12 protein-coding genes are annotated in these 20,163 nt (G+C 73.6%); 10 read left to right on the top strand and 2 right to left on the bottom strand.

Annotation, left to right across the window (positions count from 1 at the left end; translation table 11 throughout):
• Nucleotides 1–136: 136 nt before the first annotated feature.
• The gene (locus tag ACZ402_RS13780) at nucleotides 137–1,855 is read right to left on the bottom strand and encodes a glycosyl hydrolase family 18 protein (protein WP_375823254.1); all 1,719 of its coding nucleotides are present in this window, start codon (nucleotides 1,853–1,855) and stop codon (nucleotides 137–139) included.
• 155 nt (nucleotides 1,856–2,010) lie between these two features.
• On the opposite strand from ACZ402_RS13780, the gene ACZ402_RS13785 reads away from it, so the two are divergent.
• Both ACZ402_RS13785 and ACZ402_RS13790 read left to right on the top strand, forming a co-directional pair.
• A complete protein-coding gene (locus tag ACZ402_RS13785; protein ID WP_375823253.1) occupies nucleotides 2,011–3,342 on the top strand; it encodes an MFS transporter in 1,332 nt (443 codons plus the stop codon).
• A 321-nt stretch (nucleotides 3,343–3,663) separates the two neighbouring features.
• A complete protein-coding gene (locus ACZ402_RS13790) occupies nucleotides 3,664–5,202 on the top strand; it encodes an MDR family MFS transporter (protein ID WP_375823252.1) in 1,539 nt (512 codons plus the stop codon).
• A 183-nt stretch (nucleotides 5,203–5,385) separates the two neighbouring features.
• Here ACZ402_RS13790 and ACZ402_RS13795 read toward each other — a convergent pair whose 3' ends face one another.
• Nucleotides 5,386–6,909, bottom strand: coding sequence for a CCA tRNA nucleotidyltransferase (locus ACZ402_RS13795; protein ID WP_375823251.1), 1,524 nt, complete (start codon nucleotides 6,907–6,909; stop codon nucleotides 5,386–5,388).
• A gap of 81 nt (nucleotides 6,910–6,990) precedes the next feature.
• Between ACZ402_RS13795 and ACZ402_RS13800 the strand changes: the two genes are divergently transcribed.
• The 8 genes from ACZ402_RS13800 (at nucleotide 6,991) to ACZ402_RS13835 (ending at nucleotide 18,039) form a co-directional block, all read left to right on the top strand.
• Nucleotides 6,991–7,710, top strand: coding sequence for an NUDIX hydrolase (locus tag ACZ402_RS13800; protein WP_375823250.1), 720 nt, complete (start codon nucleotides 6,991–6,993; stop codon nucleotides 7,708–7,710).
• The gene (locus ACZ402_RS13805; RefSeq protein WP_375823249.1) at nucleotides 7,707–10,013 is read left to right on the top strand and encodes a DUF6049 family protein; all 2,307 of its coding nucleotides are present in this window, start codon (nucleotides 7,707–7,709) and stop codon (nucleotides 10,011–10,013) included. The genes ACZ402_RS13800 and ACZ402_RS13805 overlap by 4 nt, the downstream gene beginning before the upstream one ends.
• Entirely contained in the window at nucleotides 10,010–11,926 is a 1,917-nt protein-coding gene (gene murJ / locus ACZ402_RS13810; RefSeq protein ID WP_375823248.1) for a murein biosynthesis integral membrane protein MurJ, read from the top strand. The genes ACZ402_RS13805 and murJ overlap by 4 nt, the downstream gene beginning before the upstream one ends.
• 97 nt (nucleotides 11,927–12,023) lie before the next feature.
• Nucleotides 12,024–13,892 carry a protein kinase family protein gene (locus ACZ402_RS13815; RefSeq protein WP_375823247.1) on the top strand — a complete coding sequence of 623 codons (1,869 nt, stop codon included), beginning with the start codon at nucleotides 12,024–12,026 and terminating at the stop codon, nucleotides 13,890–13,892.
• Nucleotides 13,893–14,077: 185 nt separating this feature from the next.
• Nucleotides 14,078–15,106: a thioredoxin-disulfide reductase gene (gene trxB, locus ACZ402_RS13820; protein WP_375823246.1), complete on the top strand. Its 1,029-nt coding sequence runs from the start codon at nucleotides 14,078–14,080 to the stop codon at nucleotides 15,104–15,106.
• 45 nt (nucleotides 15,107–15,151) lie between these two features.
• Nucleotides 15,152–15,484, top strand: a complete 333-nt coding sequence (trxA, locus tag ACZ402_RS13825; RefSeq protein WP_087470418.1) for a thioredoxin — start codon at nucleotides 15,152–15,154, stop codon at nucleotides 15,482–15,484.
• Between the two features lie 101 nt (nucleotides 15,485–15,585).
• On the top strand, nucleotides 15,586–16,914 hold the full coding sequence (locus ACZ402_RS13830) for an aminotransferase-like domain-containing protein (RefSeq protein ID WP_375823245.1): 1,329 nt from the start codon (nucleotides 15,586–15,588) through the stop codon (nucleotides 16,912–16,914).
• Nucleotides 16,915–17,094: 180 nt separating this feature from the next.
• Nucleotides 17,095–18,039, top strand: a complete 945-nt coding sequence (locus ACZ402_RS13835; RefSeq protein ID WP_375823489.1) for a D-alanine--D-alanine ligase family protein — start codon at nucleotides 17,095–17,097, stop codon at nucleotides 18,037–18,039.
• Nucleotides 18,040–20,163 lie beyond the last annotated feature (2,124 nt).

Raw genomic sequence — 20,163 nt, forward strand, 5'->3', positions numbered from 1 at the left:
AGGTCGAGCGCTGACCTGGAGCGCTGATCCGGGGCGCGACGGAGGTGTGAAGCCCGGCGCGTTCGGCGCTGGGTGACGACGGGCGAGGCCCCTGCCGATGATCGGCAGGGGCCTCGCTCGTGTGCTCGTCGGTGCGTCAGACGCAGGGGCTGCCCGCGTCCCAGGCGCCGTACGCGTCGGTGCCGGGCTGGGACCCGGTGGTCCACCACTGCGCGGTGTAGTTCACACCCGCGCGGGTGACGACGTCGCCCGTCGTGTAGGTGCGGCCGGCGTCCCAGGCGTCGCCGCACGCGGGTGCGTCTCCGGCGGGGGCGGTGCCGGCGCCGCCGATGGCGCGCCAGGGGCCGTCCGGCTGGCCGGGCTCCTGGTTCCGGGTCCACCAGGCGGCGCGGTACTCGACGCCGTCGTGGTAGACGACGTCGCCGGTGCCGTACACGCCGGTCGCGTACCAGGGGGCCGCCGCGTCGGCGGGGACGAGCGGACCGGGGGTGGCGGTCTCGAACGTGCCGCGGAGGGTCCCGAGGAGCTCGTTGTCGTCGTCACCGGCGAGGTCCCAGAAGTAGCCGCCGCCGTAGCCGTTGGTGGCGAGGTACTCGGCCTTGGCGGTCACGGAGCGCGGGGTGTCCGCGGTCCACCACTCGCCGTCGCCGTAGAAGTAGCCCTGCCCGGCGACCTCGTCGTAGTACTCCGGGAGGCCCTTCGCCTTGATCTCGGAGTAGTACGTGAACGGGAGCGCGCCGTCCGCCGCGGCACCGGGCGTCGGGTCGGTGACGTTCTTCCAGCCGTAGCCGTACGCGGCCATGCCGAGGACGAGGTTCTCCTTGGGCCACCCGGCCGAGTGGTAGGCGCCGAGGACGCCGTCCGCGGCGAGGCCCCAGTTGGCGGGCTCGCCCGTCGTCGGGTCGTCGTAGACGTGCAGGTTGCCCTGGTGCCCGGTGCGGGTGGTGTTCCAGTCGCCGTGGTAGTCGTAGCCCTGGACGTTGATGAAGTCGAGCGCGTCGATGAAGCGCGGGTCGAGCCAGCCGCCGTAGGTGCGCGGTGCCCAGCCGGCCGGTGCGAAGCCGGTGATGAGGTAGTCCTCGCCGGTCTCGGCGCCGAGCTCGTCGAGCTCGGCGCGCAGGAGCTGCGCGAACTGGACGAAGTTCTCGGCGTCCTCCTCGGGTCGGGGCGTGGGGTGCTCGCCGGTCGCGCCGGGCCACTCCCAGTCGAAGTCGACGCCGTCGAAGATGCCGGCGGCGACGCCGTCGCCACCCTTGGTGCCGTTCTCCGCGTCCTGGACGACGGGCAGGTTGCCGCGGAAGTACACGTCGAGGCAGGACTCGACGAGGCGCTCGCGGTTCTCCGGCGTGGAGACGGCGTCGGAGAAGTTGTCCGACCAGGTCCAGCCGCCGAGCGAGATGAGGACCTTCAGGCCCGGGTTGGCCTCCTTGAGCTTCTTCAGCTGGTTGAAGTTGCCGGCGAGCGCCTGGTCGGCGGAGTCCGCGACGCCGTCGACGGCGTGCTCGGCGGGCTTGAGCTGGACGTAGTCGTTGAGGGGGTCGCCCTCGAGGCCGCCGTCGAGGGGGTCCTCCCGGTCGGTGATGTCGCAGACCAGGTCGGTCGTGACGTTGCCGAACGCGTAGTTGAGGTGCGTCAGGTCGGACGCCGCCCCGGTGGTCTGGAGGTCGGCCACCTGGTAGCCGTCCTCGTTGCCGGCGTCCCACGCGGGGTAGTAGCCGACCGTCTTGTAGCCGTTGGCGCCGTCTCCGCCGGCGGTCGCGGGTGCGGCGTGCGCCGTCCCGACCGTGCCGACGACGAGTGCCGCCGTCGCTGCGAAGGCGAGCCCTGCGGCTGCCGTCCTGGGGGTTCGTGTCATCGAGAATGCCTCGCTGCTTCTCCGGGCCCGGCCACTGTGGCGGGTCGTGACGAAAACGCAAAGGTAACCTTCCTAACGATTCTTGCCCAGCCGTTCCCAGGATGCGAGAACGGCGCGTCGTCGGCCGGGCTCCCTCGACCGCCTAGGGTTGAGGGGTGAGTGTCGTCGCCGAGCTGCGAGCGCTGCTGCGGCTGCGCGGGTTCCGCAGGCTGTTCGCCGTCCGCCTCGTCTCGCAGGCCGGGGACGGCATGTTCCAGGTCGGCCTGGCGTCGCTGCTGTTCTTCTCGCCCGAGTCGCAGGGCACGGCGGCGGCGATCGCGGGCGCGTTCGCGGTGATGCTCGCGCCGTTCACGATCGTGGGCCCGTTCGCGGGGGTGTTCCTCGACCGTTGGCAGCGCCGCCAGGTCCTCGCGTGGGGCAACGCGGTGCGCGTGGTCATCACGCTGGGGATGGCGGCGCTCATGCTCTCGGGCGGCGTGAGCGGGTGGATCTACGCGCTCGGCCTCGCGGCGTTGTCGGTGAACCGCTTCCTCCTCGCGGGCCTGTCCGCGGGCCTGCCCCGCGTCGTCGACGGCCCCCTGCTGCTCACGGCGAACTCCCTGACCCCGACGCTCGGCGCCGGCGCGGCGTTCGTCGGGGGCGGGATCGGCTTCGTCCTGGGTCTCGCGTTCGAGCCGGGCCGGGTCAAGGACTCGTCCGCGCTCGTGTGCGCGGCGCTCGTCTTCGGTGCCGCGTCGCTGCTCGCGCTGCGCCTCGGCCGCACGGAGCTCGGCCCGGAGCGGCCCGCCGAGTCGGCGATCCGGTCGGAGATCGTCAAGGTCGCGCGCGGCCTGGCCGACGGCGCCCGGTACCTCGTCGCGCGTCGCACGCCGGGCCAGGCGCTGCTCGCGATGGCGACCCACCGCTTCCTCTACGGCGTGGTCTTCATCGCGTCGATCCTCATCGCCCGGAACCTCCTCGACGCGGGGAGCCAGACGGCGGGCATGGCGACCTTCGCGATCGTCGTCGGGCTGACGGGTCTGGGCGGTGCGGGGGCGATGGTGCTGACCCCCACGCTCTCCCGGTACACGGGCCCGCAGGTGTGGATAGCGATCATGCTGCTGCTCGCCGCGGCGAGCCAGCTCCTGCTCGTGACGACGCCGTCGCGCGCGGTCGTGTACACGGGTGCCGCCCTGCTGGGGCTGGCCGCGCAGGGCACCAAGATCGCGGTGGACACGATCGTCCAGCGCGACACCGACGACGAGTACCGCGGCCGGGCGTTCGCGTTCTACGACGTCCTGTACAACGCGGCGTTCGTCGGGGCGGCCGCGCTGGCGGCGTTCACCCTCCCGGACACGGGCTGGTCGCGCGGCGTGTTCGTCGCCCTCGCGGTCGCGTACGCGCTCGCCGCGCTGGTGATGTGGACGCGCGGTGCGCGGACCCCGGCCGGGGCGGGGGACGCCGTCGTGCCCGACGCCGAGGCCGCCTCGCGGGCGACGCCCGCCTGAGCGGGACGCACCGCTCCCGGCCGATCTCCGGGTCCGGTCCTGCCGTCGGCGTACCGATGAGTCCGGGGCGGAAAAGAAGTCGTCACCGTCGGCGGGAATAACGCAGGATGGTGAATGGTCGTACAGGGTACGGATCGTCGTGGCCGACCGCGTCGATCGTCCCGGGTCACCCACGCTCCCCCGTGGTCCTGCCGACCGAGAACCGACACCGACGTCGCGTGCACCGCACGCGATCCCCGTGCTGCCCTGCGCAGCCCGCACTGCCCCGACCGGGTCCGAACCTGAGCCCGGGCCGCCACCGACGCGAGCGGAGACACCCCCGTGACAGCCTCCCCCACCCACGACACCTCGGCACCCGTCGACCGGCTACCCCGGGCGGACTTCCTCGTCATCGCGCTGCTGCTCGGCTCCGCGTTCGTCGTGATCCTCAACGAGACGACCATGAGCGTCGCGCTGGCGCCGCTCATGGAGGACCTCGGCATCACGGCCAGCACGGGCCAGTGGCTCACGACCGCGTTCATGCTGACGATGGCGGTCGTCATCCCGGCGACCGGGTTCCTGCTCCAGCGCCTCGGGACGCGCGGCGCGTACCTGCTCGCGATGTCGCTGTTCAGCGCGGGCACGCTGCTCGCCGCCGTCTCCCCCGGGTTCGCGTGGCTGCTGGTCGGCCGCATCGTGCAGGCCTCGGGCACGGCGATCATGATGCCGCTGCTCATGACGACGATCATGACGCTGGTGCCGCCGACGATCCGCGGCAAGGTCATGGGGAACATCTCCATCGTCATGGCCGCCGCGCCCGCGCTCGGCCCGTCGCTCTCGGGCCTCATCCTCAACTCGCTGAGCTGGCGCTGGGTGTTCGGGATCGTCCTCCCGATCGCGCTCGTCGCGCTCGTCCTCGGCTTCCTGTACATCCGGGACGTCGCCGACCGTACGCACTCGCGCCTCGACCCGTTCTCGCTGGTCCTCGCGGCGTTCGCGTTCGGCGGCCTGGTCTACGGGCTGTCGAGCATCGGCGAGGCCGCGCGCCACACCCCCGTCGTCCCGCCGGCGGTGCCCATCGCGTTCGGCGCCCTCGCGCTCGGCGCGTTCGTGTGGCGCCAGCTCGTGCTGCAGCGCGAGGACCGCGCGCTCCTCGACCTCCGCGTGTTCACGCACCGCGGGTTCAGCGTGCCGCTGGGCATCATGGCGGTCGGCATGGTCGCCATGTTCGGCTCCCTCATCCTCCTGCCGCTGTTCCTGCAGGACGCGATGGGCCTCGAGCCGCTCGCGACCGGCCTCATCGTGCTCCCGGGCGGGCTCCTCATGGGTCTGCTCGGCCCGACCGTCGGCCGGCTCTACGACCGGGTGGGCCCGCGCCCGCTCGTCATCCCCGGCGTGAGCGTCGTCGCCGTCGCCCTCGCGGCGTTCACGACGATCCACGCGGACTCGTCGCCGTGGTTCGTCCTCGCGCTGCACGTCACGCTGAGCCTGGGCCTCGCGTTCATGTTCACGCCGCTGTTCACGTCCGCGCTGTCGGCGCTCGAGCCGCACCAGTACTCGCACGGGTCCGCGTCGATCGGCACCGTGCAGCAGCTCGCGGGCGCCGCCGGCACGGCCATGTTCGTCGCCGTCATGACGACCCGCTCCATCGCCTACGGCGAGGCGGGCGCGTCGCCGCAGGCGGCGCTGGCCGAGGGCGTCGGGGACGCGTTCGTCTGGGGCACTGCCGTCATGCTCGTGGCCGTGGGCCTCTCGTTCCTCCTGCGCCGCCCCGCGCCGCAGGACCACGGCCAGGGCCACGGCCCCGCGGAGGACCGGACGCAGGACGCATCGGTCGAGGACGTCAAGGTCGAGGCGGCTCTGGCCACCGACGACGTCTGAGTCCTCGCCGCGTCGCGCGCCCGCCCGGAGGCGACGCGACCGCCGAGGGCGAGGCCGGAGGGGCGGTCGTGCCGGGTCGTGGCGGGTCTGGCAGGAGCGGCGCGAGGAACGAGCGGCGCGGATGGTAGACCCGGCACGACCGCCCCCGAGGTCTCGCCCGGACCGACCAGGACGCGTCGCCGCTCAGGAGGTGGACGACTCCGGCTGGTCGCCCCACCAGGCCAGGAGGTCCGCTCGCGCCGTCTCCTCGTCGACCGGGCCGCGGTCGAGGCGCAGCTCGAGCAGGTGCTTGTACGCCTTCCCCACCACCGGTCCCGGCCGGATCCCGAGGATCGCCATGATCTGCTGACCGTCGAGGTCCGGGCGGACGGCGTCGAGCTCCTCCTTCTCCTGGAGGGCGGCGATGCGGCGCTCGAGGTCGTCGTACGACTCGCGCAGCCGCTGGGCCTTGCGCCGGTTGCGGGTCGTGCAGTCGGCGCGCGTGAGGCGGTGCAGCCGCTCGAGCAACGGTCCGGCGTCGGTCACGTACCGGCGCACCGCGGAGTCGGTCCAGGCGCCGTCGCCGTAGCCGTGGAAGCGCAGGTGCAGCTCGACGAGCCGGGCGACGTCCTTGACGACCTGCTTGTCGTACCGCAGCGCCTTGAGGCGCTTGGCGACCATCTTGGCCCCGACGACCTCGTGGTGGTGGAAGCTCACGCCGCCGCCCGGCTCGAAGCGCCGCGTCGGCGGCTTCCCGACGTCGTGCAGCAGCGCCGCGAGGCGGAGCACGACGTCGGGAGCCGGGACCGCGCCGTCGGGCCCGGTCTCCTGGGCGATCGCCTGGTCGAGCACCGTGAGCGAGTGCTCGTAGACGTCCTTGTGCCGATGGTGCTCGTCGATCTCGAGCTTGAGCGCGGGCAGCTCGGGCAGCACGTGGTCGGCGAGGCCGGTGTCCACGAGCACCTCGAGCCCGCGGCGCGGCGACGTCGCGCACAGCAGCTTCGAGAGCTCGTCCCGCACCCGCTCGGCGGACACGATCTCGATGCGCTCGGTCATGAGGACGAGCGCGGCGAGCGTCCCGCCGTCGACGTCGAACCCGAGCTGGGCCGCGAAGCGCGCGGCGCGCATCATCCGCAGCGGGTCGTCGTCGAACGACCGCTCGGGGGCGATCGGCGTGCGCAGCACGCGCCGCGCGAGGTCGTCGAGGCCGTCGAACGGGTCGACGAACGTCATCTCCGGCACCCGGACCGCCATCGCGTTGACGGTGAAGTCGCGGCGCGACAGGTCGCCCTCGAGCGTGTCGCCGAACGCGACGACGGGCTTGCGCGACGTCGGGTCGTACTCGTCCGTGCGGTACGTCGTCACCTCGACGACGAGGTCGTCGGCGGCTCCCCCCCGGCCGAACCGCTTCGCGCCGATCGTGCCGAACTCCTTGCCGATGTCCCAGTGGGCGTCGCCCCAGCGCGCGAGGAGCGCCTCGGTCTCGTCGGGGGACGCGGACGTGGCGAAGTCGAGGTCGTTGCTCGCCCGCCCGAGGAACGCGTCGCGGACGGGCCCGCCGACGAGCGCGAGCTCGTGACCGGCGGCGCGGAACGCCTCGCCGAGCTCGATCGCCGCGGGTGCCATCTCGGTGAGCACGGCGAGGGCTCGGCGCTGCAGGTCGAGCGACTGCGGCGTCGGCTGAGATGCCGGCGGGGGTGACGGCGGGGACGACGAAGGCTGGGGCACGACACCCAAGCCTGCCAGATGCGACGCCCGCACCGGGGAGCCGGTCCCGGGGACCCGACGTCCACTCGGTAAAGTTGGGACATGTCCACCCCTGCGCACGCCGACGAGCCCCGGAGGGATCCGGCGGGCGGGCGTGGCAACGGTCGCGGGCAGCCCCTCCCGGTCCCCGCCCCGCCCGGCGGGCACGCGCTGCGCATCGACCCGCGCTCGCGCCCGGCCCCCGCGCCCCCGCCGCTGCCCGTGGTCGACGAGGTCTCGGCCGGCGGGCTCGTCGTCACGATCGTGGGCGGCGACGTGTGCGCGGCGATCATCGCGCGGCGCAACCGGGGCGGTCGCCTCGAGTGGTGCCTGCCCAAGGGCCACCTCGAGGGCGACGAGACGCCGGAGCAGGCCGCGGTCCGCGAGATCGCGGAGGAGACGGGCATCCACGGAGCGGTCCAGGAGCCGCTCGGCGTCATCGACTACTGGTTCACCGGCGACGACCGCCGCGTGCACAAGGTCGTCCACCACTTCCTCCTGCGCGCGACGGGCGGCTACCTCACGGTCGAGGGCGACCCGGACGGGGAGGCCGAGGACGTCGCGTGGATCCCCGTGGCGGACCTGCCCGACCGGCTCGCCTACCCCAACGAGCGCCGGATCGCCGCCGTCGCGCAGAGCGTCCTCGAGGGCAGACCGGCGCGGTTCCACGGGGTGGTCGAGAGTAGGGTGACCAGGACGATCGTCCGCTCGCCCGGCCGTCCGCACGACGGCCGCGGCGGCCAGGCACCGCCCGCCCCACGGAGCTCGACCGACCACTCATGACGCCCTCCCCCAGCAGCGGCGCGCGCCCCGGCGGCGCCGCGTCGGTTCCGCTCCTCGGCAGGTCCGCTCGGCTCCTCGTCGCCCTGGTCGTCCTGCTGGTCCTGACCGTCGGCGTCGTCCTCGGCGGATCCCTCGCAGCGACGGGCGCGACCACGGGCGCGACGGCCGGGACGACGGCCGGCACCGCCACGGAGACGGAGGACGCGGTGACGCTCGAGGTGGCGTCGCTGCAGCCGACCGTCCTCGGTCCGGGCGCCACCCTCACCCTCACCGCGCGCGTGACCAACGGGACCGCCCAGACGCTCGGGTCGCCCGCGGTGGCGCTCGGCATCGAGCGACGCGTGCTGAGCACCCGGTCGGCGCTCGAGAGCTGGACCACGACCGGGCCCGACGGCCGTGTCGGCGCCGGCGTCACGACCCAGGACCTCGGAGCACCGCTCGCACCGGGCGGGAGCGCGGACGTGACGCTCACGGTCCCGGTCGCGGAGCTCAACCTGAACGCCGGCAGCGAATGGGGCCCGCGCGGCATCTCCCTCACGGTGTCCGACGGCGGCGCGCGCCTGGCCGTGCAACGCACCTTCGTCCTGTGGGAGCCGTCGAGCGAGGTGACGCCGCTTCGCCTGAGCGTGGTCGCGGCCATGACCGGTCCGCCGGTGGACCCCGACCCCCAGGCGTACGACGACGCGCTCTCCACCGCGGTGGGGACGGACGGTCGCCTCGGGCGGCTGCTCGCGGCGACCGGCAGCGCGCCGGAGGTCGCGTGGGTCGCCGACCCGGCCCTGCTCGCGGCGGCGACGGGCGCGGCCGACCCGGCGGTGAACGCCTGGGCCGACGCCGTGGACGCCGCTGCCGCGGGCCGGTCCACGTTCGCGCTGCGCGCCTACGACCCGGACGTCGCGGCGTTCGCCCACGCGGGTCTCGCGCTGCCGGAGGGGACCCCGCTCCCCGCCGCGCCCGACCCGACGACCGACGAGGCGGCGACCGACGACGCGGGGAACGACGCGACGGAGGACGACGCGGACGCCACGCGCGAGGCGGCCGTCGGCTCCGGCGCCCCCGCGGCCGACCCGACGGCCGGGTGGCGGACCGACCTCGCCTGGCCGGGAGACGCCGTCCCCGACCTGACCACGACGACGCTCGCCGCGGCGTCGGGCGCGACCGCGACGGTCGTCGGCCCCGGCGGGCTCGTCCCGGACGAGTCGCTGACGTACACCCCCTCCGGGGTCGCCGAGGTCCCGACCGCCGCCGGACCCGTGAAGGCGCTCGTCGCCGACGCGGTGCTCACCGCCCTCCTGTCCGCCGGCGACGGCTCGGGGGTCACGGCGACGCAGCGGATCCTCGCCGAGACCGCGGTGATCGCCCGCGAGCGCCCGGCCGAGCAGCGCCACGTCCTCGTCGCGCTGCCCCGGAGCTGGGACGCCGAGCCGACGCTCTTCACGGCGCGCCTCGACGCCCTCGAGTCGGCCCCCTGGGTCGACCTCGCCCCCGTGGACGACCTGCTCGCGACCGCGCCGCCCGCCGTCGAGCGCACGCCGCTCCCGGACTCGGGCGCGGCCGAGGGCGAGATCACGGGCGCCCAGCTCCGCGCTCTCGACCGGTCGCGCACCGACCTCGCCGCGTTCGCGACCGTCGCCGCCGACCCCGTGACCATCACGCGCCCGCTCGAGCCCGGCTTCGTGACGCCGACCGCCGTCGCGTTCCGCGCCGCGCAGCCGTCGCGCGTGCTCGCCGTCCAGCACGCCGAGCAGCAGTCCGCCGCCGTCCGGGGCACGCTCTCCGTGGAGACACGCACCCCGTTCCTCTTCGTCGCCGAGCAGGAGGACCTCCCGGTCCGGGTGAGCAGCACGCTGGAGCAGGACGCGACGGTCGAGGTCGTGCTGCGGCCGGACGACCCGCGGCTGCGCGCGCCGGAGCGCAGGACCGTGACGATCCCGGCGGCCACGCGGGACGCCGACGGCGACCTGGTGGCGACCGAGACGAGCGTGGGCGTGCCCGTCGAGGGGTTCGGGAGCGGGAACGTCACGGTGGAGGTCGAGCTCGTCAGCGCGGCGCAGCCCCAGGTCCGCGTCGCGGAACCGCAGGAGTTCGTCGTGCGCGTGCGTGCCGACTGGGAGTCGGTCGGCACGGTGGTCGTGGCGGTGCTCCTGGCCCTCGCCCTGGTCGCGGGGATCTGGCGCACCGTGCGGCGCGGCCGCTCGCCACGCCGTCTGGCGGGCGCCACCGTGGACCAGCCGGCGCCGCCCGCGCAGGACCCGGCGTCGACCGCGCGGCCCGCCCGACGGGACGAGGAGCGGGTCGAGTGAGCCCGGACCAGCCCCGGCACGTCCGGCCCGCCGGCGCGGGGCACGGCACACGGCCCGGTACGACGCGCGACGTCGTCCCGTCCGGGGCGCTCCCGGGCGACCCCGCGGCGTCGGGCACCCCGGACGAGACCGCGGAGGCCGGGGCCACCCAGGCACCCGCCCCTCGCACGGGCGGCCTCGGCCGCTCGTCCGCGCTCATGGCGTCCGGCACCTTCGTCTCGCGCGGGCTCGGCCTCGTGCGCAACGTCCTCCTGGTCGCCGCGATCGGGACCACCGGCCTCGTCGCGGACGCGTTCGACGTCGCGAACAAGATCCCCAACGTCCTCTTCGCGATCCTCGCGGGCGGCGTCCTCAACGCGGTCCTCGTGCCGCAGATCGTCCGTGCGTACCGCGCGCACAACACCCAGGAGCGGCTCGACAAGCTGCTCACGCTCTCGGGCGTCGTGCTGGTCGCCCTCTCGGCGCTGCTCACGGCCGGGTCGAGCATCCTCGTCGCGCTCTACACCGGGCCGGGGTGGACCGCGCCGCAGACGTCGCTCGCGGTCGCGTTCGCCTTCTGGTGCACGCCACAGCTCTTCTTCTACGGGCTGTACACGCTGCTCGGGCAGGTGCTCAACGCGCGGGGCCAGTTCGGACCGTTCATGTGGGCGCCCGTGCTCAACAACGTGGTGTCGATCGTCGGGTTCGGGGCGTTCATCGCGATCTACGGCCCCGCCGCGGTGGGCAACGTCGACGACCTCACGCAGTGGGACGGGCCCAAGATCGCGCTGCTCGCGGGGACCGCGACGCTCGGCGTCGCGGCGCAGGCGCTCATCCTCGTCGTCCCCCTGTGGCGGGCGGGCTTCCGCTGGCACCTGCGGTTCGGGCTGCACGGCATCGGGCTGCGCTCCGCGGGCCAGGTCGCGCTCTGGACGTTCGCCGCCGTCCTCCTCGAGCAGGTCGGCGTCCTGTTCACCACGCGCTTCGCGAGCGAGGCGCCGCGCGCGGCGCTCGCGCAGGCGTTCGGACCCTACCGCGACGACCCCGGGACCCTCGGCGCCGTCACGGGACTCGTCACCGGCGCGCCGGACGCCTTCTCCGGCGCGCTCGCCGTCGCGGGGAACGCGGCCTACACGCAGGCCCTCATGATCTATCTGCTGCCCCACTCGCTCGTGACCGTGTCGATCGCGACGGCGCTCTTCACCGGCATGAGCGCCGCGGCCCACGCGGGCGACCTCGCGCGCGTCCGGCACGACCTCTCGCGCGGCGTGCGCACCGTCGGGGTCTTCACCGTGTTCGCGACGGTCGTCCTGGTCGTCCTCGCCCTGCCGATCACCAAGCTCCTCGTCCCCTCCGTCGACGCCGCGTCCGGCGAGGCCGTCTCCGAGGTGCTGCGCGCCATGGCGCTCGGGCTCGTGCCGCTCGGCGGCATGGTGCTCATGAAGTGGGTCTACTACGCGTTCGAGGACGGCCGGACCGTCTTCTGGATCCAGGTCCCGGGCACGCTCGTGCTCGTCGGCGTGTCGTGGCTCGCGACGCAGGTCCTGGCACCCCAGCTCTGGGTCGTGGGGATCGGCCTCGCGATGAGCGTGTCCAACCTCGTGGCCGTCGCGCTGCGCACCGTCGGGCTGCGACGCACGCTGCGCGGGCTCGACGGTGCCCGGATCCTGCGCCTCCACGTCAAGGCCGGGCTCGCCGCGCTCGCCAGCGCCGTCGCGGGCTGGGGCGTGCTGCGGGGGTTCGTCGTCCTCACCGGGGACGGCCCGGACGGCATCTACGGGCTCTCGTGGTGGCAGGCCGTCGTCGTGGTGTCCGTCGCCGGGGCCGTCATGACGGCCGTCTACGCGGGCGGGCTCAAGCTCATGCGGGTGCGCGAGCTCGACCAGCTCGCCGGTCCGGTCGTGGGCCGCGTCCGACGGCTCGTGCGACGGTGAGCGCCGTCCGACCACCCGGAACCAATCGGGTGATACGCGGGCAATCAGGGCCCGCGTACCATGGTGTGTCGACCACGAGTCCCACGGAGGAGGTCCGGTGAACGGCGTGGCCCCAGGAACACTGCTCGTCGCGCGCTACCGGCTCGACGAGCAGCTCGCGTCCGACCTGTCGGACGTCACCGCATGGTCGGCGCACGACCAGATCCTCGACCGGCCCGTACGGATCTCGCTGGTCTCCGGCGCGCACGTCGCCGACGCCCTCGACTCCGCCCGGCGCGCCGCGCTCGTCGTCGACCCGCGCCTGACGCGCGTCCTCGACGTCGGGACGGAGGACGGCGTCGCGTACGTCGTGACCGAGCGCTACACGGGCATCACGCTGAGCGAGGTCGTCGCGGGCGGCATCGTCGACCCGCAGCAGGCCCGCGCGATCGTCGGGGAGGCAGCGGCCGCGCTCGAGGTGGCCCGGAGGCGGGGCGTCCACCACCTCGCGCTGCGGCCCGACGCGCTCCGCGTCGACGGCAGCCGCGTCCTCCTCACGGGCCTCGGTCTCGACGCGGGCGTGGCGGGCCACGACCAGCACGACGCCGACCGGACGTCGCGCACCGACGCCGTCGGGCTCGTCGCCCTCCTCTACTACGCGATGACCGCACGGTGGGCCGGACCGTCCCTGGACGTGCCCTGGATCGCCCCCGACGCCATCCACCCGCTGCCCGCGCAGCGCGCGGGAGACGAGATCCTGGCGCTCTCCACCGTCCGCCCCGACGTCCCCGCCGAGCTCGACGCGCTCTGCGCGCGCGCCTTCGCCGGTACCCACGGCACCGCGGAGGAGTGGACGGCACCGCCCGCGGGCGACGTGCCCCGCTCCCCCGCCGACGTCGTCAGCGCGGTCGAGCCGTGGGGCGAGGTCTCGGTCGTCGCCGCCCTGCCGTCCTTCGTGCAGCCCGCGAGCGCGGGCGTGAGCCGCCAGTCCGTCCGCACGGCGTTCGACGGCGGGACGAGCGCACCCCCGGGCACGCCGCCGCCCGCGCCCCCCGTCCGGCGCCCGACCACCGGACGCATCCACCGCGTGGGTGACGTGCCCGGGTCCGCCGGTCCCGGCGTCGCGTACGCCGCCGGGGTCGCCACGGGAGCGACCGCCGCGGTCCCCCCGCCGGCACCGGACTCGGCGACCGCGGCGTACGCGGTCCCCCCGCCGCCCGTCGGGTACGACGCCGGCACCGCACCCGTCCAGTACGCGGCCGCCCCACCGCCCGTTCCCCCCGTCACGGAGGAGCCGCAGGCCTGGAGCGAGCCCGCACCACGACGGCGCGGTCCCCGCCGCTTCAACGCGACCCCGATCGTCCTCGTGCTCGTCCTCGGCCTCGTGGTGTGGGGTGTCGTGTGGGCGGTCGGCACGGCGTTCGACGGCTTCGGGCCCGCTCTCCAGACGAGCGAGGAGGAGCCCACGGGCGAGGGGTCGCAGGCCCCGTCCGAGGGCGGCACTGGTACCGCGGAGGGAGAGCAGCCGCCCCCGGTGACGGACGTCCGCCCCGTGATCGCGTCGGGTCAGGCCCTGGACCCCGAGGGCGACGCCTCCGGGAACAACGACGGTGAGCACCCCGAGCTCGCCCCGCTCGCCTACGACCAGCAGCCCGACACCACGTGGTTCTCGCGCCGGTACAACGCCGCAGACTTCGCCGGCCTGCGCACCGGGATCGGGTTCGCGGTCACGCTCGAGGAGAAGGCGCCGGTCTCGACGGTCGTGCTCGACACGTCCGCCACCGGTGGCAACGTCGAGATCCGTGCCACGAGCCCGGACGCCCCCACCGAGGGCACCGTCCTCGCCTCGGGGCCGCTCGCTCCCGGCGCGGAGTTCACGTTCGACCAGCCGGTCGAGGCGGAGTCGATCGTGCTGTGGTTCACCGAGCTGCCGCAGAACCCGTCCGGAGAGTTCCGCGCGGAGATCAACGAGATCCTCATCTCCTGACGCTCCGGCCCGGAGGACCTGCCTCCGGTCGGCCGTCGCCGACCTGCGGTGCGTGGACGGCCCGCGCGCCGTGCGACCGGTCCCCGTAGCGTGCCGAACACCCGTACCGTGGAACAGAAGCCGCCCCGGCGGCGTTCACACTCTCGCGTGGTCGGCCGCCACGCACCGAGCATCGAGGAGAGCACGTGACCGAGCAGTCTGCCGTCCAGAACCTGATCGTCGTCGGGTCCGGTCCCGCGGGGTACACCGCGGCGATCTACGCGGCGCGCGCGGGGCTGGCCCCGCTCGTGCTCGCGGGATCGGTCACCGCGGGTGGCGCCCTGATGAACACGACGGACGTCGAGAACTTCCCCGGGTTCCCCGACGGGATCATGGGTCCCGACCTCATGGAGAACATGCGCAAGCAGGCCGAGCGGTTCGGCGCGCGCATCGAGTGGGACGACGCCACGCTGCTGGACCTCGAAGGACCGGTCAAGACCGTCGTGACCGGCAACGGCGAGACGTACCGCGCCCGCGCCGTCATCCTCGCGACCGGGTCCGCCTACCGCGAGCTCGGCCTGGACGACGAGAAGCGCCTGTCCGGCCGCGGCGTCTCCTGGTGCGCGACGTGCGACGGGTTCTTCTTCCGCGACCAGCACGTCGCCGTCGTCGGTGGCGGGGACTCCGCGATGGAGGAGGCGACGTTCCTCACCCGGTTCGCGGAGAAGGTGACCCTGGTCCACCGTCGCGACGAGCTGCGCGCGTCGAAGATCATGGCCGACCGCGCCCTGAACGACCCGAAGATCGACTTCGCCTGGAACAGCGAGGTCGCCGGGATCGGCGGCGAGAACAAGGTCGAGGCGCTCACGCTGCGCGACACCGTGACCGGTGAGGAGCGCGAGCTGCCCGCGACCGGCCTGTTCGTCGCGATCGGTCACGAGCCCCGCACCGAGCTCGTCAAGGGCCAGATCGACCTGGACGACGAGGGCTACATCCAGGTCGTCGGGCGCACCACCGCGACCAACCTCGAGGGCGTGTTCGCGTGCGGCGACGCCGTCGACCACACCTACCGCCAGGCCATCACCGCCGCCGGCTCCGGGTGCGCCGCCGCGCTCGACGCGCAGCGCTACCTCACCGAGCTCGCCGACGCCGCCGGCCTGGAGGACCTCGCCGGCACGCCGAGCACGCCGAACCCGGACGAGCTGCCCGAGGCGCTCGCCGAGCTCCAGGCCTGAACCAGCGTCCCCGTCACCCACCGAGTCCTACCGCAGGAGGTCACCATGCCGACCGTTCCGGTCACCGACGACACCTTCCGTGCCGAGGTCCTCGAGTCCGAGGTCCCCGTCCTGGTCGACTTCTGGGCGACCTGGTGCGGCCCGTGCCGCCAGGTCGCACCGATCCTCGAAGAGCTCGCCGAGGAGTACGACGGCAAGATCAAGATCGCCAAGCTCGACACGGACGCGAACCCCGAGACGACCGGTGCCTACGGGATCGTGTCGATCCCGACGCTGAACGTCTACGTCGGCGGCGAGCTCCAGAAGTCGATCATCGGGGCGCGCCCCAAGCGCGCGCTCACCGAGGAGATCGACGCCGTGCTCGCCACGGCGGTCTGAGCCGCATCCGACCACTGCCCGGGGGGCGGACCGCGAGCACCGCGGTCCGCCCTCCGGCGTCTTCACGGGATCCCCCGACGCACCGTGCGACACTGGGGGTCGTGACTGGACCGACGACTCCCCCGCAGCAGCCCGCTCCCAGCGGCACCCGCCTCGACCCGTGGTTCGGTGCGTACGCAGAGCGAGCGCACGGGATGCGAGCGTCGGAGATCCGGGCGCTGTTCGCCGTGGCGAACCGCCCCGAGGTCGTGTCGCTCGCCGGCGGCATGCCCTACCTCGAAGGGCTCCCGCTCGACCAGATCGCCGACACCATGCAGCGCCTCGTCGCGACGCGCGGTGCGACGGCGCTCCAGTACGGGTCCGGGCAGGGCGACGAGACGCTGCGCGAGCAGATCCTCGACGTGGTCCGGCTCGAAGGGATCGAGTGCCACCCCGACGACGTCGTCGTGACGACGGGCTCGCAGCAGGCCCTGGACCTCGTGACCCGGATCTTCGTCGACCCCGGTGACGTCGTCGTCGCCGAGGCGCCGAGCTACGTCGGCGCCCTGGGAGTGTTCCGGTCGTACCAGGCAGACGTCGTGCACGTGCCCCTCGACGAGCACGGCCTCGTCCCCGAGGCGCTGGAGGAGACGCTCGCCCGCCTCGCCGCGGACGGTCGCCGCGTCAAGCTGCTCTACACCGTGCCGAACTTCCACAACCCCGCCGGGGTGACCCTCACCGCGGAGCGCCGTCCGCGCATCCTGGAGATCGCGCAGCGCTACGGCGTCCTCGTCATCGAGGACAACCCCTACGGCCTCCTCGGCTTCGACGGACAGACTCTCCCCGCGCTCCGCTCGCTCGACGAGGACGGCGTCCTGTACCTCGGGTCGTTCTCCAAGACCTTCGCCCCCGGGTACCGGGTCGGCTGGGTGGTTGCGCCCCACGCCGTGCGCGAGAAGCTCGTCCTCGCCAGCGAGTCCGCGATCCTCTGCCCGTCGAACGCCTCGCAGCTCGCGATCGCCGCCTACCTCGACACGTGCGACTGGAAGGGGCAGATCAAGCAGTTCCGCGAGCTCTACCGCGAGCGGCGCGACGCGATGATCGGTGCGCTCTCCGAACACCTCCCCTCGGCCCGCTGGACCGTCCCGGACGGTGGCTTCTACACGTGGGTGCAGCTCCCCGAGGGCCTCGACGCCCGATCGATGCTGCCGCGCGCCGTGACGGCCCGTGTCGCCTACGTCCCCGGCACGGCGTTCTACGCGGACGGCACGGGCTCGAGCCACGTGCGCCTCTCCTACTGCTTCCCGACCCCCGAGCGGATCCGTGAGGGAGTCCGACGCCTCGCCGGGGTCGTCAACGCCGAGCAGGAGCTCGTCGAGATCTTCGGCACGAACGCCGAGCTCGACCCCGACGTCACGGACGTCGAGAACCCCTCGCCCAACCTGGCCTGAAGCCCTCTCACCACGACGCCGAGCGGACCCTACCGGGAGACGCCGGCACCGAACAGGAGTCCGTCAACAGTGGACACGACCACGGGTACCCCGACGGCGACGGACGAGGCCGGTGGCGCGGCCGCGACCGACGCGCAGCGCCCTGACCAGCACCTTCGCCTCCTCCGGCTCGACGACGAGGTGCCCTCGGGCGGCCACGTCGTCATCCTCGCGGGCGGACTGTCGCACGAGCGCGACGTCTCGTTGCGCTCCGGACGCCGCGTCGCCGAGAGCCTGCGCGCCGCCGGCCTCGAGGTGACCGTCCACGACGTCGACGCGGACCTCCTCCCGTTCCTCGACGCGACCCGCCCCGACGTCGTGTGGCCGCTCCTGCACGGCGCGAGCGGCGAGGACGGCTCGATCCGCGACGTGCTCGACCTCGTCGGCGTGCCCTACGTGGGGACCGGACCGCGGGAGAGCCGCGCGGCGTGGAGCAAGCCCGTCGCGAAGAGCATCGTGCTCGGCGCGGGCCTGTGCACGCCCGAGTACGTCACCCTCCCCCAGAGCCTGTTCCGCGAGCTCGGCGCCCAACCCGTCCTGGACGCGGTCGTCGCGCGGCTCGGCCTTCCCCTCGTGGTCAAGCCGACCCATGGCGGCTCAGCACTCGGCGTCACCCTCGTGGAGCGTGCCGACCAGCTGCCCCGTGCCATGGTCGACTGCTTCGCCTACGGGGACGTCGCCCTGATCGAACGTGCGGTGCGCGGCGTCGAGCTCGCGGTCAGCGTCGTCGACGTCGGCCAGGGACCCGAGGCGCTTCCGCCGGTCGAGATCGTCACGACCGGCACGTACGACTTCGATGCACGGTACAACCCCGGACGCACCGAGTACTTCGCCCCTGCGCGCCTGGACGACGACGTGCTGGGCATCGTCCGCGAGGTCGCGGTCCGCGCGCACGTCGCGCTCGGACTGCGCGACCTGTCCCGCACGGACGTCATCCTCGACCCGGACGGCGTCGTGCAGTTCCTCGAGGTCAACGTCGCGCCGGGCATGACCGAGACGTCGCTCCTCCCCCAAGCCGCGCGCGCCGCCGGTCTCGACCTGGGCCACCTCTACCGCTCGCTCGTCCAGACGCACGTGCGCCACTGAGCATCGTCGGAAGCCCGCGGCGCGCGGCGGCGCGCCATGTTTCACGTGGAACGTTGGTTGCCGACGCTCTCGCCGCGCGGTCCTCCCACGCTCCTCCGGCTGGCGGCCTTCCGTCGCGATCCTCGTGGGGCCGAGGTGCGTCTCTCGCCGCCGAGACAGTGGTGCGATCGGTGCATGGCTCGGCTCAGGCTCTCGGGGGGGCACGTGGCGTCGTCGTGGCTCGCGGCTAGTCCGCGCAGGACTAGGCTGCAGGGCTCCACGCGATGTGAGCTGGCGCTCAGTCCGGCCGCGAGCTCGTGGGGACAGCTCGTGCGTGTCGAAGCTCTGTCGCGGCTCTCGGACGTCGTCGGCATGCTGGTCGACAGATCTTTCGGCGTGGCTCACCCGACGTGGTCGGGTCGTGTCGAGATACGGCCGTGGCCGTGGCAACCGTGGCCGTGGCCGTGGCCGGCCTCGGTGGAGCGGTGGCCGCCTTGCCAGCGATCGTGACCCAGGAGGAAGACTCCCTTTCGGACGACATCATCGTCGGCATCAGCATGGGTCGACAGGCGTTCTTCTCCGGTCCACCCGATGTGGCCGGGTCGCGTCGTAGCGCCGCCTGGGGAGGGCGCCTATCTCGGTGAACCGCCGGCCGCCGTGGCGGTGATCGTGACCTGGAGAGGAGCTGCATCCATCTCTCTCGACCGACACCTCGTCAGCGTGTCGGGGACGTCTTCCCTGGTCCACCCGACGTCGTCGGGTCACGTCGAGTCTCCACGTGGCCGAGGACGACCTACCTCGGTGAAGCAGCAACCGCCTCGGCGGCGATCGCGACCAGGGAGGAGACGCGTCGAGGTTCCTCCTGTTTCACGTGGAACGCGTCCCTCGTGGGGCCGCTCAGGGCCGCTCCAGCATCCGCCTTCCGCATGAAGCCCTCCCCTACCGCGCAGCCGGCCATGTTCCACGTGAAGCCACTCGCTTCCCGCACATGGCCGCGCCCTCCACGTGAAACCCCGAGAGCGGAATCCCGTGGGGCCCCGGCAGACGCCCGGGTCACCACGTGAAGCCACTCCAGCACCGCGCTGACGACCGCTCTTCCGACATGACGCCCGCGGCGACCACGAAGGCGTCCGCTGCTACGGGCAAGGCCCGTGGCATCCAGAGCGCACCATCAAGTCTTGCCCTTCCACCGGGCACCCTCTGGCGCAACTCCCGATCAGTCGTGGCTTGCAACATGGCGTCGACGAACTGACGGACGGCCCGGTGCGCTCACCGCGGGGACTCTCGAACCACGTGGACCACCACGCCTCCCCGAGAAGCGCGACCGCGTTGTTCCACGTGAAACCACGACACCGCCATGCTTCCGCTCGCGCGTCTCCTCATGGCCTACGCCGCCGAGCTCGACGCGCCAGCGTCGAGCTCGTGCGCGAGAACGCGCGATCGCCGACGCCGAGCCGCGACGTTCCACCCTGACACGTGCCAGTGGCGTCACAGCGAGTCCGACGACGGCTTGGTCCGTGCGCTCTCCGCGCGGAAGAGGGCGCCAACGAGCATCGCTCTCCGCGCCGCCACCTCGCGTTCGGCGAGAGCCACACCTGCGAACGCACAGTGTGAGACGACCCTCGCTTGACCCACGCGACGCGGGCCCCGATCGATGACGAGGGCCGGATCGGGGCCGCTCGACGGGAGGCGCGGCGTGCTCCCGCGGTTGTTCCACGTGAAACGGCGCTGGAGCCATCGGGGACTGCCAGTGGCGCGGACATCCCGATCTCAACGGCAGAAGATGCGCACCGCGACATCCACGAGATCCGAGGTCGAGCGGACTCCCACCGGACCCGCCGGTGCCGGCGAGTCCGGCGCCGCGCGACCAGCGACGCTGCCCCACGACGCTCCCCTCCCCCACACCCGGTGGGCGTCCGTCACCCTGGCGACCCGGTGCGCCGGACCTGCCGACGGCCGTCCTGAGATCGGGACGGTGCCGGTCATATCGACCGGCGAGCGCGAGGAAGAGCGACTGGGTCCGGGGCGAGACGGTCGCCACTCACGAGTCCGGCGTGCGCGCCCGGGAGCGGCGATGCAAGGCCGTGACCGCCGCCGGCACGTCGAGCCCCGTGCGACAGTCCCGGCCTGGGTATCCGATGCCGG

This window comes from Cellulosimicrobium sp. NPDC030954 (genome assembly GCF_055571305.1).

Coding starts and splice junctions, on each gene's coding strand:
- ACZ402_RS13805 (WP_375823249.1), top strand. CDS start 7,707: ATGACGCCCTCCCCCAGCAGCGGCGCGCGCCCCGGCGGCGCCGCGTCG.
- ACZ402_RS13800 (WP_375823250.1), top strand. CDS start 6,991: ATGTCCACCCCTGCGCACGCCGACGAGCCCCGGAGGGATCCGGCGGGC.
- trxA (WP_087470418.1), top strand. CDS start 15,152: ATGCCGACCGTTCCGGTCACCGACGACACCTTCCGTGCCGAGGTCCTC.
- ACZ402_RS13780 (WP_375823254.1), bottom strand. CDS start 1,855: ATGACACGAACCCCCAGGACGGCAGCCGCAGGGCTCGCCTTCGCAGCG.